The organism is Inquilinus sp. KBS0705 (assembly GCA_005938025.2).
Classification (GTDB): Bacteria; Bacteroidota; Bacteroidia; order Sphingobacteriales; family Sphingobacteriaceae; genus Mucilaginibacter.
In genome coordinates, this window is the sequence record VCCI02000003.1 from 179,859 (window position 1) to 198,650 (window position 18,792).

The 18,792-nt window shown below is 43.9% G+C and carries 15 protein-coding genes; 9 read left to right on the forward strand and 6 right to left on the reverse strand.

Going from position 1 to position 18,792, the window contains the following annotated elements:
• The first annotated feature begins 747 nt into the window (after positions 1–747).
• Positions 748–1,710 (forward strand): isopenicillin N synthase family oxygenase, encoded by a 963-nt coding sequence (locus FFF34_015045; protein ID TSD63881.1) that lies wholly within the window; start codon positions 748–750, stop codon positions 1,708–1,710.
• 38 nt (positions 1,711–1,748) lie between these two features.
• On the opposite strand, the gene FFF34_015050 is transcribed toward FFF34_015045, so the two are convergent.
• The gene (locus tag FFF34_015050) at positions 1,749–3,152 is read right to left on the reverse strand and encodes an MBL fold metallo-hydrolase (protein TSD63882.1); all 1,404 of its coding nucleotides are present in this window, start codon (positions 3,150–3,152) and stop codon (positions 1,749–1,751) included.
• Between the two features lie 132 nt (positions 3,153–3,284).
• Here FFF34_015050 and FFF34_015055 point away from each other — a divergent pair, with 132 nt between their 5' ends.
• From FFF34_015055 to FFF34_015065, 3 genes are all read left to right on the forward strand, one after another.
• Positions 3,285–3,656: a BlaI/MecI/CopY family transcriptional regulator gene (locus tag FFF34_015055; GenBank protein ID TSD63883.1), complete on the forward strand. Its 372-nt coding sequence runs from the start codon at positions 3,285–3,287 to the stop codon at positions 3,654–3,656.
• A 2-nt stretch (positions 3,657–3,658) separates the two neighbouring features.
• On the forward strand, positions 3,659–5,686 hold the full coding sequence (locus FFF34_015060; GenBank protein ID TSD63884.1) for a TonB family protein: 2,028 nt from the start codon (positions 3,659–3,661) through the stop codon (positions 5,684–5,686).
• Between the two features lie 80 nt (positions 5,687–5,766).
• Positions 5,767–6,174 (forward strand): hypothetical protein, encoded by a 408-nt coding sequence (locus FFF34_015065; protein ID TSD63885.1) that lies wholly within the window; start codon positions 5,767–5,769, stop codon positions 6,172–6,174.
• On the opposite strand, the gene FFF34_015070 is transcribed toward FFF34_015065, so the two are convergent.
• The 3 genes from FFF34_015070 to FFF34_015080 form a co-directional block, all read right to left on the reverse strand.
• On the reverse strand, positions 6,171–6,848 hold the full coding sequence (locus tag FFF34_015070) for a PAS domain S-box protein (GenBank protein ID TSD63886.1): 678 nt from the start codon (positions 6,846–6,848) through the stop codon (positions 6,171–6,173). The two genes, FFF34_015065 and FFF34_015070, sit on opposite strands and share 4 nt — an antisense overlap.
• A gap of 63 nt (positions 6,849–6,911) precedes the next feature.
• Entirely contained in the window at positions 6,912–7,067 is a 156-nt protein-coding gene (locus FFF34_015075; protein ID TSD63887.1) for a lmo0937 family membrane protein, read from the reverse strand.
• Positions 7,068–7,209: 142 nt separating this feature from the next.
• On the reverse strand, positions 7,210–8,961 hold the full coding sequence (locus tag FFF34_015080) for a M61 family metallopeptidase (protein TSD64175.1): 1,752 nt from the start codon (positions 8,959–8,961) through the stop codon (positions 7,210–7,212).
• 277 nt (positions 8,962–9,238) lie between these two features.
• Between FFF34_015080 and FFF34_015085 the strand changes: the two genes are divergently transcribed.
• Genes FFF34_015085 through FFF34_015105 form a run of 5 tightly spaced genes read left to right on the forward strand, consistent with a single transcriptional unit; the run spans position 9,239 to position 16,073 of the window.
• On the forward strand, positions 9,239–10,354 hold the full coding sequence (locus FFF34_015085) for an efflux RND transporter periplasmic adaptor subunit (protein ID TSD63888.1): 1,116 nt from the start codon (positions 9,239–9,241) through the stop codon (positions 10,352–10,354).
• Between the two features lie 6 nt (positions 10,355–10,360).
• Positions 10,361–13,483 (forward strand): efflux RND transporter permease subunit, encoded by a 3,123-nt coding sequence (locus FFF34_015090; protein ID TSD63889.1) that lies wholly within the window; start codon positions 10,361–10,363, stop codon positions 13,481–13,483.
• A 5-nt stretch (positions 13,484–13,488) separates the two neighbouring features.
• Positions 13,489–14,808: a TolC family protein gene (locus FFF34_015095; protein ID TSD63890.1), complete on the forward strand. Its 1,320-nt coding sequence runs from the start codon at positions 13,489–13,491 to the stop codon at positions 14,806–14,808.
• A gap of 39 nt (positions 14,809–14,847) precedes the next feature.
• Complete coding sequence (locus FFF34_015100) at positions 14,848–15,225, forward strand: response regulator (protein TSD63891.1); 378 nt, start codon at positions 14,848–14,850, stop codon at positions 15,223–15,225.
• Positions 15,222–16,073, forward strand: a complete 852-nt coding sequence (locus FFF34_015105; protein ID TSD63892.1) for an N-acetylglucosamine kinase — start codon at positions 15,222–15,224, stop codon at positions 16,071–16,073. The genes FFF34_015100 and FFF34_015105 overlap by 4 nt, the downstream gene beginning before the upstream one ends.
• 335 nt (positions 16,074–16,408) lie before the next feature.
• On the opposite strand, the gene lnt is transcribed toward FFF34_015105, so the two are convergent.
• Positions 16,409–18,043: an apolipoprotein N-acyltransferase gene (lnt, locus tag FFF34_015110; GenBank protein TSD63893.1), complete on the reverse strand. Its 1,635-nt coding sequence runs from the start codon at positions 18,041–18,043 to the stop codon at positions 16,409–16,411.
• A gap of 215 nt (positions 18,044–18,258) precedes the next feature.
• On the reverse strand, positions 18,259–18,786 hold the full coding sequence (locus FFF34_015115; GenBank protein TSD63894.1) for a DUF1572 domain-containing protein: 528 nt from the start codon (positions 18,784–18,786) through the stop codon (positions 18,259–18,261).
• Positions 18,787–18,792 lie beyond the last annotated feature (6 nt).

An 18,792-nucleotide genomic window follows, 5' to 3' on the forward strand; every position in this document is an offset into this window, starting at 1 on the left:
TTATGTATATAAGTAGTGTTGTTTATAATATAATGTACCCGGTTGTATGGTGCATAGTAATTATAAATATCGGGCGATGTTAAATAGTTTTGCGGTGCAAATACCCAGTAATTATCGGGTATATCGTAACCACCGTTACCTATGTTTACATTAATGCTGATGCCCGGCGATAATGGTGCCCAGCCGTAGTAACCGCCGCCATTGCGCCAGCTAACCCATGCAGGTGCCCACTCGCTTCCGGGTATCCATTCCCAACCGTAGTAATTATCAAAACGCCACCTGCCATAATGGAAAGTTGCCCATCCCCATGGATAGTCGGACACCCATGTATTACCGTAGTCGGTTAATACCCAGTGGCCGCGTGTAGCATAGGGCCTAAAGTCTTCTTCCACGTCCGGCACCCATACGTTGCCGTACTCAGGGTCGCTTACCCAGGTGCCATAAGGCTGTAGTTCGTCATAAAACTCCTGCTCAGATATATATTCGCCTTGCTGCTGCGCTTTACTTTTATTTGGTGCAGTAAGTATGAGTAAGAAAGCTAATAAGCTTATTCCCCATATTTTATTTAATATTCTCATAATCCTGTTATAAATTGAGGTTCTGTGTATATTGACATATTTTATTGGCAAACGTTTAACCATATATAGGTTTATAATGCCAGGTAACCAAACAATTACAAGGCCGTTTTATTATTATCGTACGTGTTTGCCTATTTTGAATAATTTTGACGCTTAATACATCAACTATATGAGTACAGTAAATATCCCCCGCCTTGACCTAAACACCTACATTAATGGTACTGCCGATGAGCGAAAGGCTTTTTCGGAAAGTATTGGAAAAGCCTTTAACGAAACCGGTTTTGTTACCATTACCAACCACGGGTTAAGCAAACAACTGATAGACAATTTATACCAACAAGTAAAGGCGCTTTTTGCTTTACCCGATGGTGTAAAAATGAAATACGAGATACCCGGGCTTGCAGGCCAGCGTGGCTACACCAGCAAAAACAAAGAAACTGCCAAGGGCTTTAAAGTGCCCGATCTGAAAGAGTTTTGGCAAATTGGCCAAACCGTTAGCGACGACTCGCCCCAAAAAGAACTATACCCCGATAATATTGTGGTAGACGAGTTGCCCGAATTTAATACAACCACTTTAGAGGTTTATAAAAAGCTGGAATGGGCAGGTATACATTTGCTGCACGCTATAGCTGTTTACTTGAACCTGCCCGAAAACTATTTTGATGATAAGGTGCAAAACGGGAATTCGATACTGCGCACGCTGCATTACTTCCCGATTGAAGACCCTGATGCGCTGCCTGATGATGCTGTACGCGCCGGTGCCCATGAGGATATTAACCTGATCACGTTATTAATAGGTGCCAGTGCCGATGGTTTGGAATTACTTACCCGCGAAAATAAATGGTTTCCCGTAAAAGCTTACGGCGAAGACCTGGTAGTTAACGTAGGCGATATGCTGCAGCGGTTAACTAATAATAAGCTAAAATCTACAACGCATAGAGTGGTTAACCCACCGCGCGAACAAATGAAATTTTCAAGGTTCTCGGTGCCGTTCTTTCTGCATCCAAAAGCCGATATGGACCTAACCAGCTTGTCATCAACAATTGATGCAGCCCACCCTAAGGTTTATGAAGACATTACCGCAGGCGAATACCTGGATGAACGTTTGAGAGAAATAGGATTGAAGAAATAACAATAAAGCCGGCTCATCGCCGGCTTTATTGTTTGTTTTTATTCCAGTACTACCTTTTCGTGCTGATAGGGTATCTCTACATTGGCAAAGCCTTTTTCTTTTAATTTTTCGGCAAAGTGCTGCTGCACATCGTACTCGCCATGCACAAGGAATAGCTTTTTAACCAACTTAGGGTCCTGGCACGATACAAAATGCAGCAAGTCTTCATAATCACCATGGGCGCTCATGCTTTTTATCGATTCTACGTCGGCATTTACCAGGTACGGTTCGCCAAAAATATGCACTTCCTTTTCGCCGCGGGCAAGGCGGCCGCCAAGCGAATTTGGTTCGGCATAACCTACCATCAGGATGGTGTTTTTTTGGTTGCCAATGTTATTTTTAATGTGATGCTTTACGCGCCCTGCCTCGGCCATGCCAGATGAAGATATAATAACACAAGGCCTTACATCATCGTTAAGGGCTATCGACTCTTGTGTAGTTTGTATAAATTTTAAACCCTTAAAGCCAAACGGATCAGCATCAATTTTTAAAACTTCTTTTACATCCTTATTATAAACCTCGGGATGGTCCTTTACCACTTGCGTTGCTCTTTCAGATAGCGGGCTATCTACATAAAAAGGCACATCGGGCAATACGCCCCTTAACTCTAATGCATTAAGTGCATATAGCAACTCCTGCGTGCGGCCAACACTAAAGGCCGGAATGATAACCTTGCCCTTTTTTACCTCGCAGGTATTTTTTATCACTTCCAGTAAAGCATCCTCAATAGGGCCAATATCTTTATGCAGGCTATCGCCATAGGTCGATTCTAATAAAATGTAATCGGCCTGGGGGAAGGTTTGCGGGCTTTTAAGCAACAGGTCGCCATAGCGGCCAACATCACCGCTAAAAGTAATTTTTGTCTCTCTGGCGTCTTCTAATACGGTTATATGCATAGCTGCGCTGCCTAATACGTGCCCGGCATCGGTAAACATAAATTTAATACGCGGCGTTATGGCATATTCCTGGTGATAGTCTACAATTTTAAACTGGCGCAGTGCGGCAATGGCATCATCTTCGGTATATAAAGCCTCCAGCAGTGGCTGGCCTTTTTTAGCCCGGTGTTTGTTGCTATACTCTACATCCTGCATTTGTATTTTGGCCGAATCCATCATCAGTATCTTAGCCAGGTCCATAGTGGGGGCCGTGCAAAATATCGGTCCTTCAAAACCTTCGGCTACCAGGCGGGGTATCAATCCGCAATGGTCGATATGCGCGTGCGAGAGTATCATGTAATCGAGCTTTTTGGGGTTAAAGCCAAAGTGCTCGTTCATATCTTCGGTTTGCTCGCCCAGGCCCTGAAACATGCCACAATCTAATAGTACGCTTGTCCCGTCCTGTAAGCGAATAAGGTGTTTGCTGCCGGTTACATTACGGGCGGCACCATGAAAGGTTATTTCCATTTATAATTTAGTTGTGATTGAAAACCAAATATGGTGTTAAAAGTTTATTTAAAATAAAACTAAACTTTTAGTTGTTAATTTGTTTTATACTTTATAACTTAGCATTAACCAATTACTAATCATTGTACTTAAATGGAAATTAAAGAGTTAACCCGTGCCGAAGAGCAAATAATGCAGGTGCTGTGGCAGTTGCAAAAGGGGTTTGTTAAGGATGTACTGGATGTATTGCCCGAACCTAAACCGGCATATAACACAGTATCAACTATTATCAGGATTTTGGAGACCAAGGGATTTGTTGGCCACACCGCTTATGGCAAAAGCCACGAATATCACCCGGTAATTAGTAAAGAGCAGTATAAAACATTTGCTGCCGACAAACTTCTGACTGGCTACTTTGATAACTCGGTAAACAGGATGCTTTCGTTTTTTGTGAAGAAAGAAAAAATTAACCTGAAAGAGGCCGATGAGATTATGAAACTGATTGAAAAACTAAAAGACAAATAGTTATGAACTGGTGGCATTATTTATTGCTGGTAAATATTTACCTGACGCTGTTTTACGGCTTTTATGCTTTGTTGCTGCGCCGCGAAACGTTTTTTCAGCTTAACCGTGTGTATTTGGTAGGCGCGGCGTTACTGTCGTTTTTTATACCGCTTATACAAAGCCAGTGGGTGCAGGGCCTGTTTATAACTAAGCAGGTGCAATTTGCTGTATACAATAGCGGCGCGGTTACCATAGCGGCATACGCGCCAATAAAAGATGCACCCTATACCATGGGCGAATTGTTTACCATATTATATATAACAGGTGCTGCTGTATTAACGGTTAAACTGGCCTGGCAATTAATTTTGCTGAATAAAGTGATCAATAAACCTGCGCCATCGGCGGCTTATTCGTTTTTTAAGAAGATAAAGCTGGGTAACGATGTTGCCGACCGCGATGTAATTATGAAACACGAGCAGGTGCACGCCCAGCAATGGCATAGTGCCGATGTGCTTATTATTGAAGCGGTAATGATAGTTAACTGGTTTAACCCTATTGTTTACTTGTACCGCTTTGCTATTAAGCATATACACGAATTTATAGCCGACAGGCAGGCACTGGCCACAGGTGCCAACAAAGCCGACTACGCCTTACTACTGCTTAGCCAAACTTTTGAGGCCCCGGCACACCGTTTAGTTAATCCTTTTTATAACCATAGCTTATTAAAACAACGTATTATGATGTTACAGAAAAATAAATCGCAGCGCATAAAGCTGGCTAAGTATGGCCTGTCGGCGCCATTGTTTATATTGATGCTGGTACTGTCATCAGCTACCATTAACAATAGCAAGGCTATCACGACTATTAATTACAAGGCGGGGCAAATATTTCAAAAACCGGTAACTGATATGTCGTTAAACGAGGTTACGGTGACAAGCATAACTAAACACGCCACGGCAAAACCGGCGAAGCCAAACAACGCAGATATAACGATGTTAAAATCCGAGGATCAGCAAACGGCTACTGCAAATAAAGACACCGTGCCTGTAGTAAAAAGTAAGGTATATACTGCGGTTCAAAACTTACCATCTTTTCCGGGCGGGCAAAGCGCTTTTAGCGAATACTTGTCAAAAGCAGTAAAATACCCTAAAGCAGCGCGCGAAAACAATATACAGGGTAGAGTAATAGCCACCTTTATTGTCGAGAAAAACGGCTCGTTATCAAATATTAGCATTGTACGCAGCGTAAGCCCTGATATTGATAAGGAAGCACTGCGGATATTAGCCGCATCGCCAAAATGGATACCCGGTAAACAAAATGGCTCACCGGTACGCACACAGTACAGCGTGCCTATTAACTTTTCCTTAGTAGCAGATGGCCCCGACGAAAAACTGGGCGACGCTCAACAACAAAATAACAGCCAGGTTTTTATGGCTGTGGAGCAGCAGCCAACTTTCCCTGGCGGACAAATCGCCTTTGAAAAATATATAGCAAAAAATATAAAGTACCCGACCAAGGCGCGTGAAAGCAAAACAGAAGGCAGGGTAATTATAACCTTTGTGGTAGAAAAGGATGGATCGTTAAGTGATTTTAAAGTTGTACGCGGCTTAGGCAATGGCACCGATGAAGAAGCATTGAGGGTATTGCAGCAATCGCCTAACTGGAAACCGGGTGTACAAAATGGCCGCCTGGTAAGGGTGCAATATACTATACCAATTAACTTTAGCCTTACCGGTAAACCAGCCGACACACGGATGGGTAGTATACCTGCCGAAAGCGAAAGTGCAGTGGATAAAATAGCCATAGCTCCATCAAAAGAAATAACGCTGATGGTAGGGTCAGATGGATCAAACTACACCCATAAACCAACAACTCCCGATGCCTTGGTTATAATTGATGGTAAAGAGCGCACTTATGCAGCACTAAAGTCTATTGATCCGCAAAGTATTAAAAGTGTGAGCATATTAAAAGACGCGAGCGCAAAGGCTTTATATGGCACTAAAGGCAATAATGGCGTCATTTTAGTAACAACAAAGGCCGCAAAATTATAATAGTCAGATCAGTAGTTAATTAGCCGGAATTATTTAGCTTTATGTATTCAATTACATAACTAAGTAAAACCGGCTTTTTTATGAACTTAAAACTTATCACACAGCTTTCCATTTTTGGGTTGATCATGGCCTTTGGTACCATATCGCTTATCCCGCAAAATGTCGAACCCGCCTTTTGGCTTTTCATTTTTATTTTTTGTGCTATTGTCATAGCAAGGGTTTGCCCCGGCAAGTATTTTTTACATGGGTTTTTGTTAAGCCTGCTTAACAGCGTTTGGATAACCACCATACATATGTGGTTTTATCCCAGCTATGCGGCTCATCACCCGGATGTTGCAGCCATGAGTAACAATATGGGGGCATATTTAAGCACACACCCAAGGGTGGCTATGCTGGTAATGGCGCCCGTGTTTGGAGTAGTGTTCGGGCTATTGCAGGGTACATTTGCCTTTATAGCATCAAAAATAATTACTAAAAAGGCTGTTTAGCTTTTTGATGCAGCAACCTCGGCTTGTTGCTGTTCGCGCAGGTTACGCATAATTTTGGTAAAGCCACGGTGTTTATGGTCGTCATCAAATAACAGGAACACTAAACCGCTGCCCCAAAAGCGGGAGCCATCTTTACGCATGTGGTAGCGCTCGTCAATAGCACGGCCCTCATTAATAGCGGTTTGCAATTCTTTTGCGGGTATGCCATTGGCCCTGTCTTCGGGTGTAAAAAGTATTTCGGCGCTTGCGCCAATTACCTCTGTTTCTTTATGGCCCAACACATGCTCGGCGCCCAGATTCCAACTATTTATAGTGCCATTTTTATCAGTAGTAAACACGGCGTAATCTTCCAGGCTTTCCAGTACCTGCCTAAAAAAGTCTTCGCTCATCCTAAAATAACTATCGTCAAAAATATCCTGACCGGTAATAGACGGGTTGCTGGTAGCGTAATCTACCTCAATAGTTACTCCATCTACACCACAAGCCATTTGCATGGGTTCGCGGGTTATTTTATAAAAGGTTTCAAAACCGTCAGGCAGCGTATTTAAGTCGGGTTTCTCTCTTACCGGCCTAAGTGTAATGCCGGTGCCGGGCTGGTTGGTACTGGCCAATACATAAGTGTATCCCTTTTCTATCAGGTCGCCAAGTAATTGTGGGGTAAAGGGTATATTCATGCCTGGGGTTAATTAAAAAGGCCCCGATAAGACATCGGAGCCTTTAATGCTTTAAGCGGAAATTTAAACCGCCGTTGGTTTGCGTATAATGCCTAATATAAATGCTATAACAGCAATAACTAATAGTACATGTATTAAACTGCCTGCAGCAGTAAAGAACACCCCAATAGCCCAACCTATAATAAGTATAACGGCTATGATGTAAAGTAGTGAATTCATGGTAGATAGATTTTTTTTTGATTTATGTTTTTCTACCCTTATAATATTAAAGTACTCATAAATGTTTTAAAAATTTCTTAAAAAGAAAAACCCCTCTGTGGATTGTACCAAAGAGGGGTTGCATATTGTATTGTTTCTACCGTTATAGCTTAAGCCATTTTTTACGAACGGCCAGTTGTTGGGCTGTAGCGTTGCCTGCATCGGTAATGCTGTATTTTACCGTAGGATTTCTTAATAAAGTTACCGGCAAGGTAAAGGCCATGCCATCCCGGTTTACAATAACGCTTATTTTGTCGCCTACCTTTTTGCCGTTTAAAATATTGGCAACATCGGTAACCGGTGTGCCATCAACAGATACCAGTTCATCGCCAACGTTTATACCATCAATCCAGGCCGGGCTACCACGTAAAACCATGGTTACGTACACTTTATTGTTATTTTGCCTTGTTGATATGCCTAACGAGGGGTCGTTTTTATCGGCCAGCGCATCAACCAGTTTATAACCGGCATAGCCAAGGTATTTATTATAATCAACAGGGGCTAAGCCATTAATGTATTTGGCATAAAATTCGTCAAGATTTTTACCCGCGAATTTTTCAAAACCCTGTTTAAACTCAGCATCTGTATAGCCGCGTTTTTTACCTTTATAGTAAGTATCGTACATGTATTTCATTACATCATCAAGCGATTGCTTGCCGCCGGTGGCGTTAATTATCTCCAGATCGAGCAGCATGCCTAAAACAGCGCCTTTATCATAATAAGAAATACCTGTGTTATACGAATTTTCGTTAGGGCGGTACGATTTTATCCATGCGTCAAAACTCGACTCTGATAACGGCTGCACTTTGGCGCCCGGCTGATTCTCTACGGTGTTAACGTCGCTAACCGCATTTGTCAAATAGGTTTCGGGCGATGATATATCCGCAAGTCGCAGTATTTTATACTGGTAGTAGGCAGTAAAGCCTTCGGCTATCCAAAGGTTGGTGGTATAGTTTTCGTTATCATAATCAAAGGGGCCTAAGGCAATAGGGCGCAGGCGCTTTACATTCCAAAGGTGAAAATGCTCATGCGCAACCAAACTTAAAAAGCCCTGGTAGGCACCTTCATTTTTGTACGAATCCCTTGAAGCGCCTAATACTGTAGAGCTTAAATGCTCTAAACCACCGCCGTTACGTTGTTTGTTGTGTACAATAAAAGTGTAGTGCTTGTTAGGGTTTTCGGCAAATACAGCGGTTTCGGCCTCAACAACCTTAGCCATATCTACTTTAAGGCGTTCTTTATCGTAATTACCGCCGCCATACATACACACCTCGTATTTAACGCCAGCCGCGTCAAAAGTGAAAATATCCTGGGTGCCAATTTCTAACGGCGAATCGTACAGGATATCAAAGTTTGGCGAGGTGCGGGTAAAAGTGTCGCCGTTAACCATCTCTAAACTGGTAGATACCTTAGACCATTCGCCGTAAGGCTTAATATGGATGGTTGAGGGTTGGGCAAGCATACCTTTTGGGTACAAAAATATCCCTGTGGTTGACAGGAATGCATGCGATGCATCAATAAAGCTGGTACGTACCGATAGTTCGAAGGCATAAACCTTGTATTTAACTGTAACCGTATTTACGCCTGTAGTGTTAATGTGCCAGGTGTTTTTATTTAATTTGGGGGCAGCAACGGCCTTGCCGTTGGCAGTTGCGGTTAAGGTTTCGATATTTTTTGCAAACTCCCTTACCAGGTACGAGCCCGGTGCCCAAACCGGCATTTTAAGATCAAGCGAAGGTTGGTTTAACCCGCTTATGGTCATTTCTACATCAGCATAATGTGCCTGTGCTTCGGGGAAGGTAACCGTATAAGATATTTTAGCAAGGCCGGCTGCGCTGCCTGTAGTAATATTCATAAAAAACAGAGTTAGATAAACCAGTGCAGTTAGTTGAATTTTTTTCATGTGGCAAGATATAAAATTTATGTTTTTTTAAAAACCGGCCAAAATACTTGCGATGTAAAATGGTTGATACATGCAATCAAATTGAGGATTAAGCGGTTAGTTTTGCAGCCTTGCTGTAAACAGCTAAAAACGCTTAGCCTTTTTTTGATGTTTGCGGCATATTTTAAAAGTAGTTAAACATTTTATATTTACATGCTTAAACCAAACCAATACACCACGATAAGCTGATATGAAGACAAAATATATTATTTACACCTTGCTTACGTTGCTTGTCGCGTTTTTAATTTATAATAAGTTTTTTAGTGAGCGTGCCAAAGAACGGGACGCTGCTTTAGCCAGCTCAGGTAAAGGCGGCGGTGCCGGTAAAGATGCTAAAGGCGGCAAGGGCGGTAAAGGGGGCAAACCTGTTAGTGTTAATATAATGATTGTTAAGGATACCGCGGTAAGCAACCAGATAGACATAACCGGTACTATTGATGCTAATGAAAAGGTAAACCTGGTAAGCCAAACCGCGGGTAATATTACCGGTATATATTTTACAGAGGGCACCCGTGTAAAAAAAGGACAGCTGCTGGTAAAGGTTTACAACCAGGATCTGCAGGCATCGTTACAACAAATACAGGCGCAAATGATACTGGCCCGCGATATTGAGAACCGCAATAAAATATTGCTGCAAAAAGAAGCCGTGAGCAAAGAAGAATACGAAACTTCGCTATCATCATTAAACTCGTTAAAAGCACAGGCCGATGTTGTACGTGCGCAAATGGCCCGTACCGAAATACGCGCCCCATTTTCTGGCACTATTGGTTTAAGAAGTGTTAGCCCGGGCGGCTACCTGTCGCCATCTACACCTATTGCTACGCTGGTTAATATCGACCCTGCAAAGCTTACCTTTTCGGTACCTGAGCGGTATTTACCTATTATTGGTAAAGGCAGCAAGGTTACTTTTAATGTAGAAAGCTCCCGCAATACCTTTTCGGCTACGGTGTATGCCATAGAGCCCGCGCTGGATGCTACCTCACGTACAATAACCGTGCGTGCGGAGGCACCTAATCACGACAATTTGCTTACAGCAGGTTCTTTTGCCAAAATAAATTTAACGCTCGACCAAATACCTAAAACCATAATGGTGCCCACTCAAAGTGTAATACCCGACTTAAAAAGCAGCAAGGTATGGTTGTATAAAAACGGCGTAGCGGTAAGTAAGGACGTAAAAACCGACCTGCGTACCGACACCAAGATACAGGTTGTTGAAGGCCTGAAAGCCGGGGATAGCGTTGTTATATCGGGCTTGATACAAATTCGCCCTAAGTCTCCATTAAAGATCCTTAAAGTTATTCAGTAACCCCGTATGAGTTTATCCTCAGTAAGTATAAAACGACCCGTGCTTGCAACAGTAATGTCTGTTGTAATCGTGGTATTTGGTGTAATTGGGTACAAATTTTTAGGTGTACGCGATTTCCCATCTGTCGATCCGCCAATTATTTCGGTATCTACCAGCTATTCGGGTGCCAACTCAGATGTTATTGAATCGCAGATAACCGAGCCGCTTGAAAAAGCCATAAACGGTGTACCGGGTATCCGTAATATATCGTCGACCAGCTCGGTAGGTTCAAGCAACATCACCGTAGAGTTTGACCTGGATGCCGACCTTGAAACTGCCGCCAACGACGTGCGCGATAAGGTGAGCCAGGCCCAGCGCCAGTTGCCGCAGGATATTAATGCCCCGCCGGTAGTAACCAAAGCCGATGCCAGCGCCGACCAGATCATCACTTTAACAGTAAGCAGTAATACACGTAACATAACCCAGGTAGATGATTACGCCGAGAACGTATTGTTAGAGGGCCTGCAAACTATACCGGGTGTAAGTACCATTAACGTACAGGGCCAGCGCCAGTATGCCATGCGCTTATGGATAGACCCCACCAAGCTATCGGCCTTGGGCTTAACCGCCACCGATATTGGCGCGGCATTAACCCGCGAGAACGTAGAGTTGCCTGCGGGTAAAATTGAAGGTAACAATACCGAGATAACCATACGTGCCCTGGGAAAGCTAACAAACGAGAAAGATTTTAACAACCTTATTATCCGTGCGGATAGTAACCGGGTAATAAGGCTGAGTGATATTGGCTACGCGGTATTAGGTTCGGCAAACGAAGAAACATCGTTGAAAGAATCGGGCGTGCCCATGGTGGGCCTGGCCGTAGTGCCGCAGCCCGGCGCCAATTACATACAAATAGCCCAGGATTTTTATAAAAGGCTTGATCAGATAAAAAAAGATCTGCCGCCCGATATTACCGTGAAGGTGGCGCTTGATAACACCAGGTTCATCAACAACTCTATCAGCGAGGTAAAAGAAACGTTGCTGATATCGTTTATACTGGTGGTAATCATTATTTACCTTTTCTTCCGCGATTGGTTAATCGCTTTCCGCCCGCTGATAGATATCCCGGTATCGCTCATAGGCGCGTTCTTTATCATGTATATCTTCGGCTTCTCCATCAACATATTAACCCTGCTTGCCATTGTGTTGGCCACCGGTTTGGTGGTTGATGATGGTATAGTAGTAACCGAGAATATTTATAAAAAGGTAGAGGAGGGGATGGCCATCCGCGAAGCGGCTTTTAAAGGCTCGGCCGAGATATTTTTCGCGGTGGTCTCTACATCTGTAACATTGGCGGCTGTGTTTTTACCTATTGTGTTTTTACAGGGCTTTACTGGCAGGTTGTTCCGCGAGTTTGCGGTCGTCGTCGCCGGGGCGGTGTTAATATCGGCTTTTGTGTCGCTATCGTTAACACCAATGCTTAACGTAAAGCTAATACGCAAGAACCAAAAGAAATCTAAATTTTACGAAAAGACGGAGCCTTTCTTTCAAAACATGACCAGTTCGTATACCGAAACACTGGTTAACTTTATGAAAAAGAAATGGGTATCGTTTGTGATATTGGGTGCTTCGTTGATCATCACCTGGATACTCATTGTAATAACTCCGTCTGAGCTGGCGCCACTGGATGACCGCAGCTTGTTACGCTACTCGGTAACCGGATCGGAAGGTGCTACTTACGAGTATATGACCAGGTACATGGATAAGGTTGCCGACCTGGTGGCCGATTCTATCCCCGAAGCTAATATTAATCTCGAAATTGTTTCGCCATCGTTTGGTGGCGGCGGTTCGGCAAACTCGGGCTTTGGCCGTATTGGTTTGGTACCGCCTGGGGAGCGTACCCGAACCCAGCAGCAACTGGCCGACTGGATGAATAAAAAATTAAGCCAAATGCCCGATGCACGTGCCATTGTGGTGCAGGAGCAAACCATTAGTGGTGGAGGTAGCGGCGCGCGTACATCGTTACCGGTGCAGTTTGTTATACAAAACCAAAACTTTGAGAAGATACGCAAGGTGCTGCCCGATTTTTTTGCCGAAGTAGCAAAAAGCCCGGTTTTTCAGGGAACGGACGTTAACCTTAAATTTACCAAGCCCGAACTAAGGGTAGTTACCGACCGCGACCGTGCCCGCGATTTGGGTGTAGCCGTTGAGGATATTGCCCAAACCTTGCAGCTTTATTACAGTGCAGGCCGATTGGATTACTTCTTGATAAACGGTAAGCAATACCAGGTAATAGCCCAGGTAGACCGCGCCAACCGCGACCAGCCGCTCGACCTTAAATCAGTATATGTGCGCAGTAGCAAGGGCACGCTGGTACAGTTAGATAACGTTGTTAAAGTTACCGAAAGCGCCAGTCCGCCGTCTATTTATCACTTTAACAGGTATAAATCGGCAACTATACAGGCAGGGCTTGCGCCGGGCCAAACCGTAGGCGATGGTATTGCCGAAATGAACCGCATAGCAAAAAGCATGTTAGATGATACCTTTAGCACAGCCCTTAGCGGCCCATCGCGCGATTATGCCGAAGGTTCATCAAATATTGTGTTTGCGTTTGGCTTTGCGCTATTGCTGATATACCTGGTGCTTGCCGCCCAGTTTGAAAGCTTTGTAGACCCGCTGATAGTAATGCTAACCGTGCCGCTGGCCATAGCAGGTGCCTTTATATCACTTTGGCTGTTCGACCAAACGCTTAATATATTTAGCGAGATAGGTATTATTACGCTGGTAGGTTTGGTAACCAAAAACGGTATTTTAATAGTAGAGTTTGCCAACCAGCGCATGGAGCATGGCGTTAGTAAGTACGAGGCCGTGGTTGAGGCGGCTACATCGCGCTTGCGCCCAATATTAATGACCAGTTTGGCTGTTGTGTTAGGTTCGGTACCTATTGCGTTTGCGTTGGGTGCGGGTGCTACAAGCCGTATATCGTTAGGTATTGTAATTATTGGCGGTATGCTGTTTTCGTTGGTGTTAACCTTATACGTTATACCAACCATGTACCTGGTGATGGCCTCAAAAACCCGCCGCGACCCGGATGCAGAAATAATAGACGAGCCTAAGCCAAAAGAAATTAAACTGATAGAAAAACTTTAAGCAATATGAATATCAAAAAAATAATTTGCTTGATTTTTTGCTTTTCAGCATTTGCCGCAGGGTTAAGGGCGCAAAATGCCCCTTTGCTTACGTTGAAGGATGCGATTGATACAGCGCTGAAGAATAACTATAACATACAGCTGTCGCAAAATAATTCAACCATATCAAAAAATAATGTAACGCTGGGTAACGCGGGTATTTTACCGGTAGTAACCGGCGATGCTACATCATCCAACAGTATACAAACCACCAAGCAAACCCGTACCGATGGTACGGTAAATAACATTAGTAATGCCCATAACTCTAACCTTAACTATGGCGTTAACCTTAACTGGACCATTTTTGACGGTTTTGCCATGTTTGCCAATTACGACCAGCTAAAACAACTGGATAAGTTAGGCGCTGTACGCTTGCAGGATACCATACAAAGTACCGTTGCCAACGTTATAAACACCTACTACAACCTGGTTAGCCAAACCGAACAGATTAAGGCCTTGCAAGGCGCTATCGCGATATCGCGCACGCAGCTGCGCTATGCTAACGATAAATTTGAAGTTGGCCGGGTATCAAAACTGGAGGTTTACAACGCACAGGTGAATTTAAATACTGATACCGCTACCCTGGTAACCCAGTTGCAGCAATACAGGCAAACCAAAATACAGCTAAACCAATTATTGGTTCGCAACCTGCAAACCGATTTTGCAGTAACCGATACCATTATAGTAGACGAAAAACTGCTGCTTGGCGATATTATTGCCAGGGCCCAAACCCAAAATGCCAATATACTGGCCGCGCAAATAAATAAACAGCTGGCTAATATCAACCTAAAGCAGGTAAAGGCAACCCGCTACCCGGTGGTGGGGCTAACATCGGGGTATACGTTTACCAATAACCGCACACCGGCTGGTTTTACGTTAAGGCAAAATGCACATGGCTTTAACTACGGGCTGGTAGCATCTATCAATATTTTTGATGGCTTTAACCAATGGCGCCGCGAGCGCAATGCCAAATTGCAGATAGATAACGCCGAACTAAACGATAAACAAACCCGTTTAGATGTAGAGGCACAGATAAGCAATTTTTATGTAGTTTACCTTTCGGGCCTTGATCTGATAAAGCTGGGGCAGTCAAACATCGAGCTGGCGCGTAAGAATTTAGATATCTCCTTAGAGAAATACAGGCTGGGTAACATCACCCCATTAGAGATCCGCGAAGCGCAAAGGAATTATTTGGATGCGGCTTCCCGATTTTTTTCGGCGCAATACCAGGCTAAAATGGCCGAGGTTACGTTAAAACAAATAACCAACAGTATAAATATTCAATAAAATATTTAATATTGCCATAAAAGATTAATTTTGAACACTATGTCTGTTCGCTATAACACTTGCCTGCTCATTGATGACAATTACATTGACAACTTTGTTACGCGCAAAATTTTAGAGAACGGCCACTTTGCCCAAACAATTATTGTTAAACAATCGCCGCACGAAGCATTAGATGCCCTGCGTGACGGCTCGATTAAGCCCGACGTGATTTTTTTAGACATTCGTATGCCACAAATGAGCGGCTTTGAGTTTTTAGATGAATTTGAGCACATCGATATGGGAAAAGAGGTAAAGATATTTATGCTATCCTCATCGCTCGACCCTGCCGATATGCGCCGATCATCTGACAATAAGTACATTGCTCAGTTTGTGCATAAACCGCTAACCCACGAAGCGCTTGAGGAACTTGGTACATGATATTAGTAGCAGATAGCGGATCATCAAAAACAGATTGGCTGCTTTCAACACCTGGTGAGCAGCCCCGGGCCTTTAAATCTTCCGGATTAAACCCATACTTTTTAACAGAAAAAGAAATTGCCAAAATACTGCACGATCAGGTGCCCGATATGCTGGCCCTGGCTAACCAGGTAGATGAGATATACTTTTTTGGCGCGGGCTGCTCCAGTCCCGACAGGCACGAGATCATCTCTAACGCGCTAAGCACCTATTTTACAAAATCGTACATCAGTGTTGATAGCGACCTGCTGGCATCGGCATACGCCACCTGCGGGCACGAGAAAGGCTTTTGCTGCATATTAGGTACTGGCTCAAACATATCGTTTTTTGATGGCGAAGATATACACGACGGCCAGCACGGCCTTGGCTATGTACTGGGCGATGAGGGTGCAGGCACCATTATAGGTAAAACGCTGGTAACCGACTTTTTATATGGAAAAATGCCTGCGGATATCAATGCCAAATTTGACAAAGCCTACCATCTTAATAAGCAAACGGTTATAGAACATGTATACCAGGCACCTGCGGCCAACACCTACCTGGCATCGTTCTCGCGCTTTATAAGCGAGATCAGGGAGACTGAGTACGCGCAAAACCTGCTCAGAAACATCTTCCAGGAGTTTGTAGATACCAACGTAAAATCGTACCCTACCTACGGTAAATTCAAATGCCACTTTGTAGGCTCGATAGCTTTTGTTTTTGCCGACGAGCTTAAAGCCGTTTGTAAAGAGAACGGGGTTCATGTAGGCAAGATCATCCGCCAGCCCATTAATGATCTGCTGGAGTTTATTATTAAGCGGAACGCATAGGGCTAAATGTTAGATATTATGCCGTTTTTGGTTTGTCTCCAACAACATTCAGGACAGGTAACAAATAGATTGTTTGAATGCATGGCGGCTTGTTGATGACAACACCATAGTTGTTCGCAAGACTTTTTAATTCCCTCCTCGGGGAGGGGTGCGGTTAGAAATGAGCGTAAAGGCAGGGAGGGGTTTATATAAACAATGGTTATAATTGGCTTGAACGCCTGTTAACCCCTACCTCCTCCTTCCCCAGGGAAGGAATCGCACATTTCCGGCACTATTTAACCTTCCGAACACCTATGATGACAATATCAACAAGGGCAGAACAAGTTCAGGATGACTTAGCGTCTTTGCGACTTAGCGCCAGAATTTAACTTTTTAAAGCGCATCACCAATAAAAAGCCTATTCCAATAATGGCCAATATACTCCCCAGTTTTGCCAGGTAATCGCCATATTGGGCGTAAAAGGTAACATCGCTGTTTAGGTTTATATCTTGCTTTAGGGCTGTTTTAACCCACCATTTGCTTTGCTGTACGATGTCGCCGCGCTGGTTAATAAAGGCAGATATACCCGTGTTGGCACTGCGGCATACCCAGCGGCGGCTTTCTATAGCGCGCAGCTTGGCATAATCAAGGTGCTGGTCTTTACCCGATGTGTTTTCCCACCAACCGTCGTTAGTAATTATGGCAATAAACTGCGCGCCATCATTGGTAGATTTGGCTACCCACGCCCCCCATATAGAATCGAAACAAATAACAGGCGCCGCGCCTATACCGCTTTGCGAATAAAACACGCTTGGTTTAACTTGTTTGGTGTACATGCCCGTTGCCCCGCCTAAATGCGCGAAAACAGGTTTTAAAAAGAAAAGCGCATTGGCAAAGGGTAAAGCCTCTGCACCAGGTACTAAATGCGATTTATGGTAAAACTGCACTTTAGAGGAGTTTTCGATATTGATAGCCGAACTGTAATTGTCTATAAAACGCCCATCACCTGTAGGGCTGGCAGTTTGGTTGCTTAGCTTATCATACAAATGGTAGCTTTCGCCGCCGGTTAACACATTGCCGTTTTTATATTTATTGATGAATTGCCGTACCTGTAAATAGTAGTTATTGGTATAAACATGTTCTTCATCCATTGCGCCGACAATGGCTGTTTCGGGCCATATAAAATACTCGGTATTGGGCTGGCCCAGCGAATCTGACAACTGTGTTAAGGTTTTTATCTGCTCGTAAACGGGGATGGTACCTTCTTTTTCATAAGGATCGATATTGGGCTGTGCTACTACTATGTTTGAGGGATTAACCTGTTCCTGGTAACTATAGTAACGATACAGCGAGAAGCCAAGCGGTAACACCAATACCAGCGAAAGGGCCATAACCAGCTTTTTACGCAGCGCTTTTGCCTGCGCTTCGTGCAAGCCTATGTAAAGTAAAAACACCAGTATGTTTACCGCCCAAACCCAAATGGTACCGCCATATACGCCCGTGTATTCGTACCATTGTACCCATTGGTGGGTAGTGGCAAAGCCGTTGCCCAGGGTCATCCAAGGGAAGTTAAGGTCCCAGTTTTGATGCAGGTATTCGTAGCCTATCCAAAAGCAAACCAGGCCAATTAGGCTTATACCGCGGTTGCTTAACAGCCTTAACCGGTAATACAGCAAACAGGCCGTAGCCATTAGCAATGGCCCCAGCGCATAAGGTATCAATGATACAGGCAGGGCTATTACCGGTCCGATTATCTTTAAGGAGTTATATACCCAGTAAACACATAATGTGTTCCAAATAAAAAAGCCTAAAAAGGTGGTATTAAATATTTGCTTACCCTTTTTTGCCGAAGCTGAATTAATGATGTTTTCTATAGCCAGCAGCATAGGCACCAGCCCAACAAACAGCAAAATAGTGGTATACGGCGTTGGCGGCCATGCCGTAAACAGCAGCAAGCCCGAGAATATGGATAAGAGTATGTTTTTTTTCATTTGCCTCACCTAAATCCTCTCCAAACGAGAGGACTTTAATATTTTAATTAATGTTATCCGCCACGTCATTGCGAGGAGCGGTAGCGACAAAGCAATCTCAGAACTGTGCATATGCGCCCTGTATGACAGCCATGTCTATCGGGAGATTGCTACTCCGTTAGCCAACGGATCGCAATGACGCTTTGTTATTCGCTACGTCACCGCAACAGCACATATCACTTTTTCATCATTCCTTTATTAAACTCTCCTGTTTTGCCTTTAGGTATAGTTAGCGATCTCCATTGGTCGCCGCTTATCATTTTACCTATAAAAACTATTTGCCCAACGTGGTAGGCGTAATGTGCTACCTGGCGCTCAATGGCATCCATAATGCTATGCCGCTCGTTGCGGATAAACACATCCTGTTGCCAATTAACGTTGTTAACCGTATCAAGCGCTGCAAAAAGGCTATCCCATCCCTCGTTCCACTTGCTTAATAATTCTTCGCGGCTGTTAATGTCATTCTCAAATTCAGCATCGCGCTGCCGCCATTCTTTTTCGCCATCGCTGGTTAAAAAGTCTGTCCATCGCGATAGCATATTGCCCCATAAATGCTTCACTATAATGGCAATGCTGTTGCTTTCATCGTTATAGCACCAAAATAAGGCATCATCGTTTACCTGGGCAAAGGTCTTTTCGCCAAGTGAGCGGTAATATGCAAATTGCTTTTTTACGCTTTGTAGATAGTCATCTATATCTGCCATATCAAC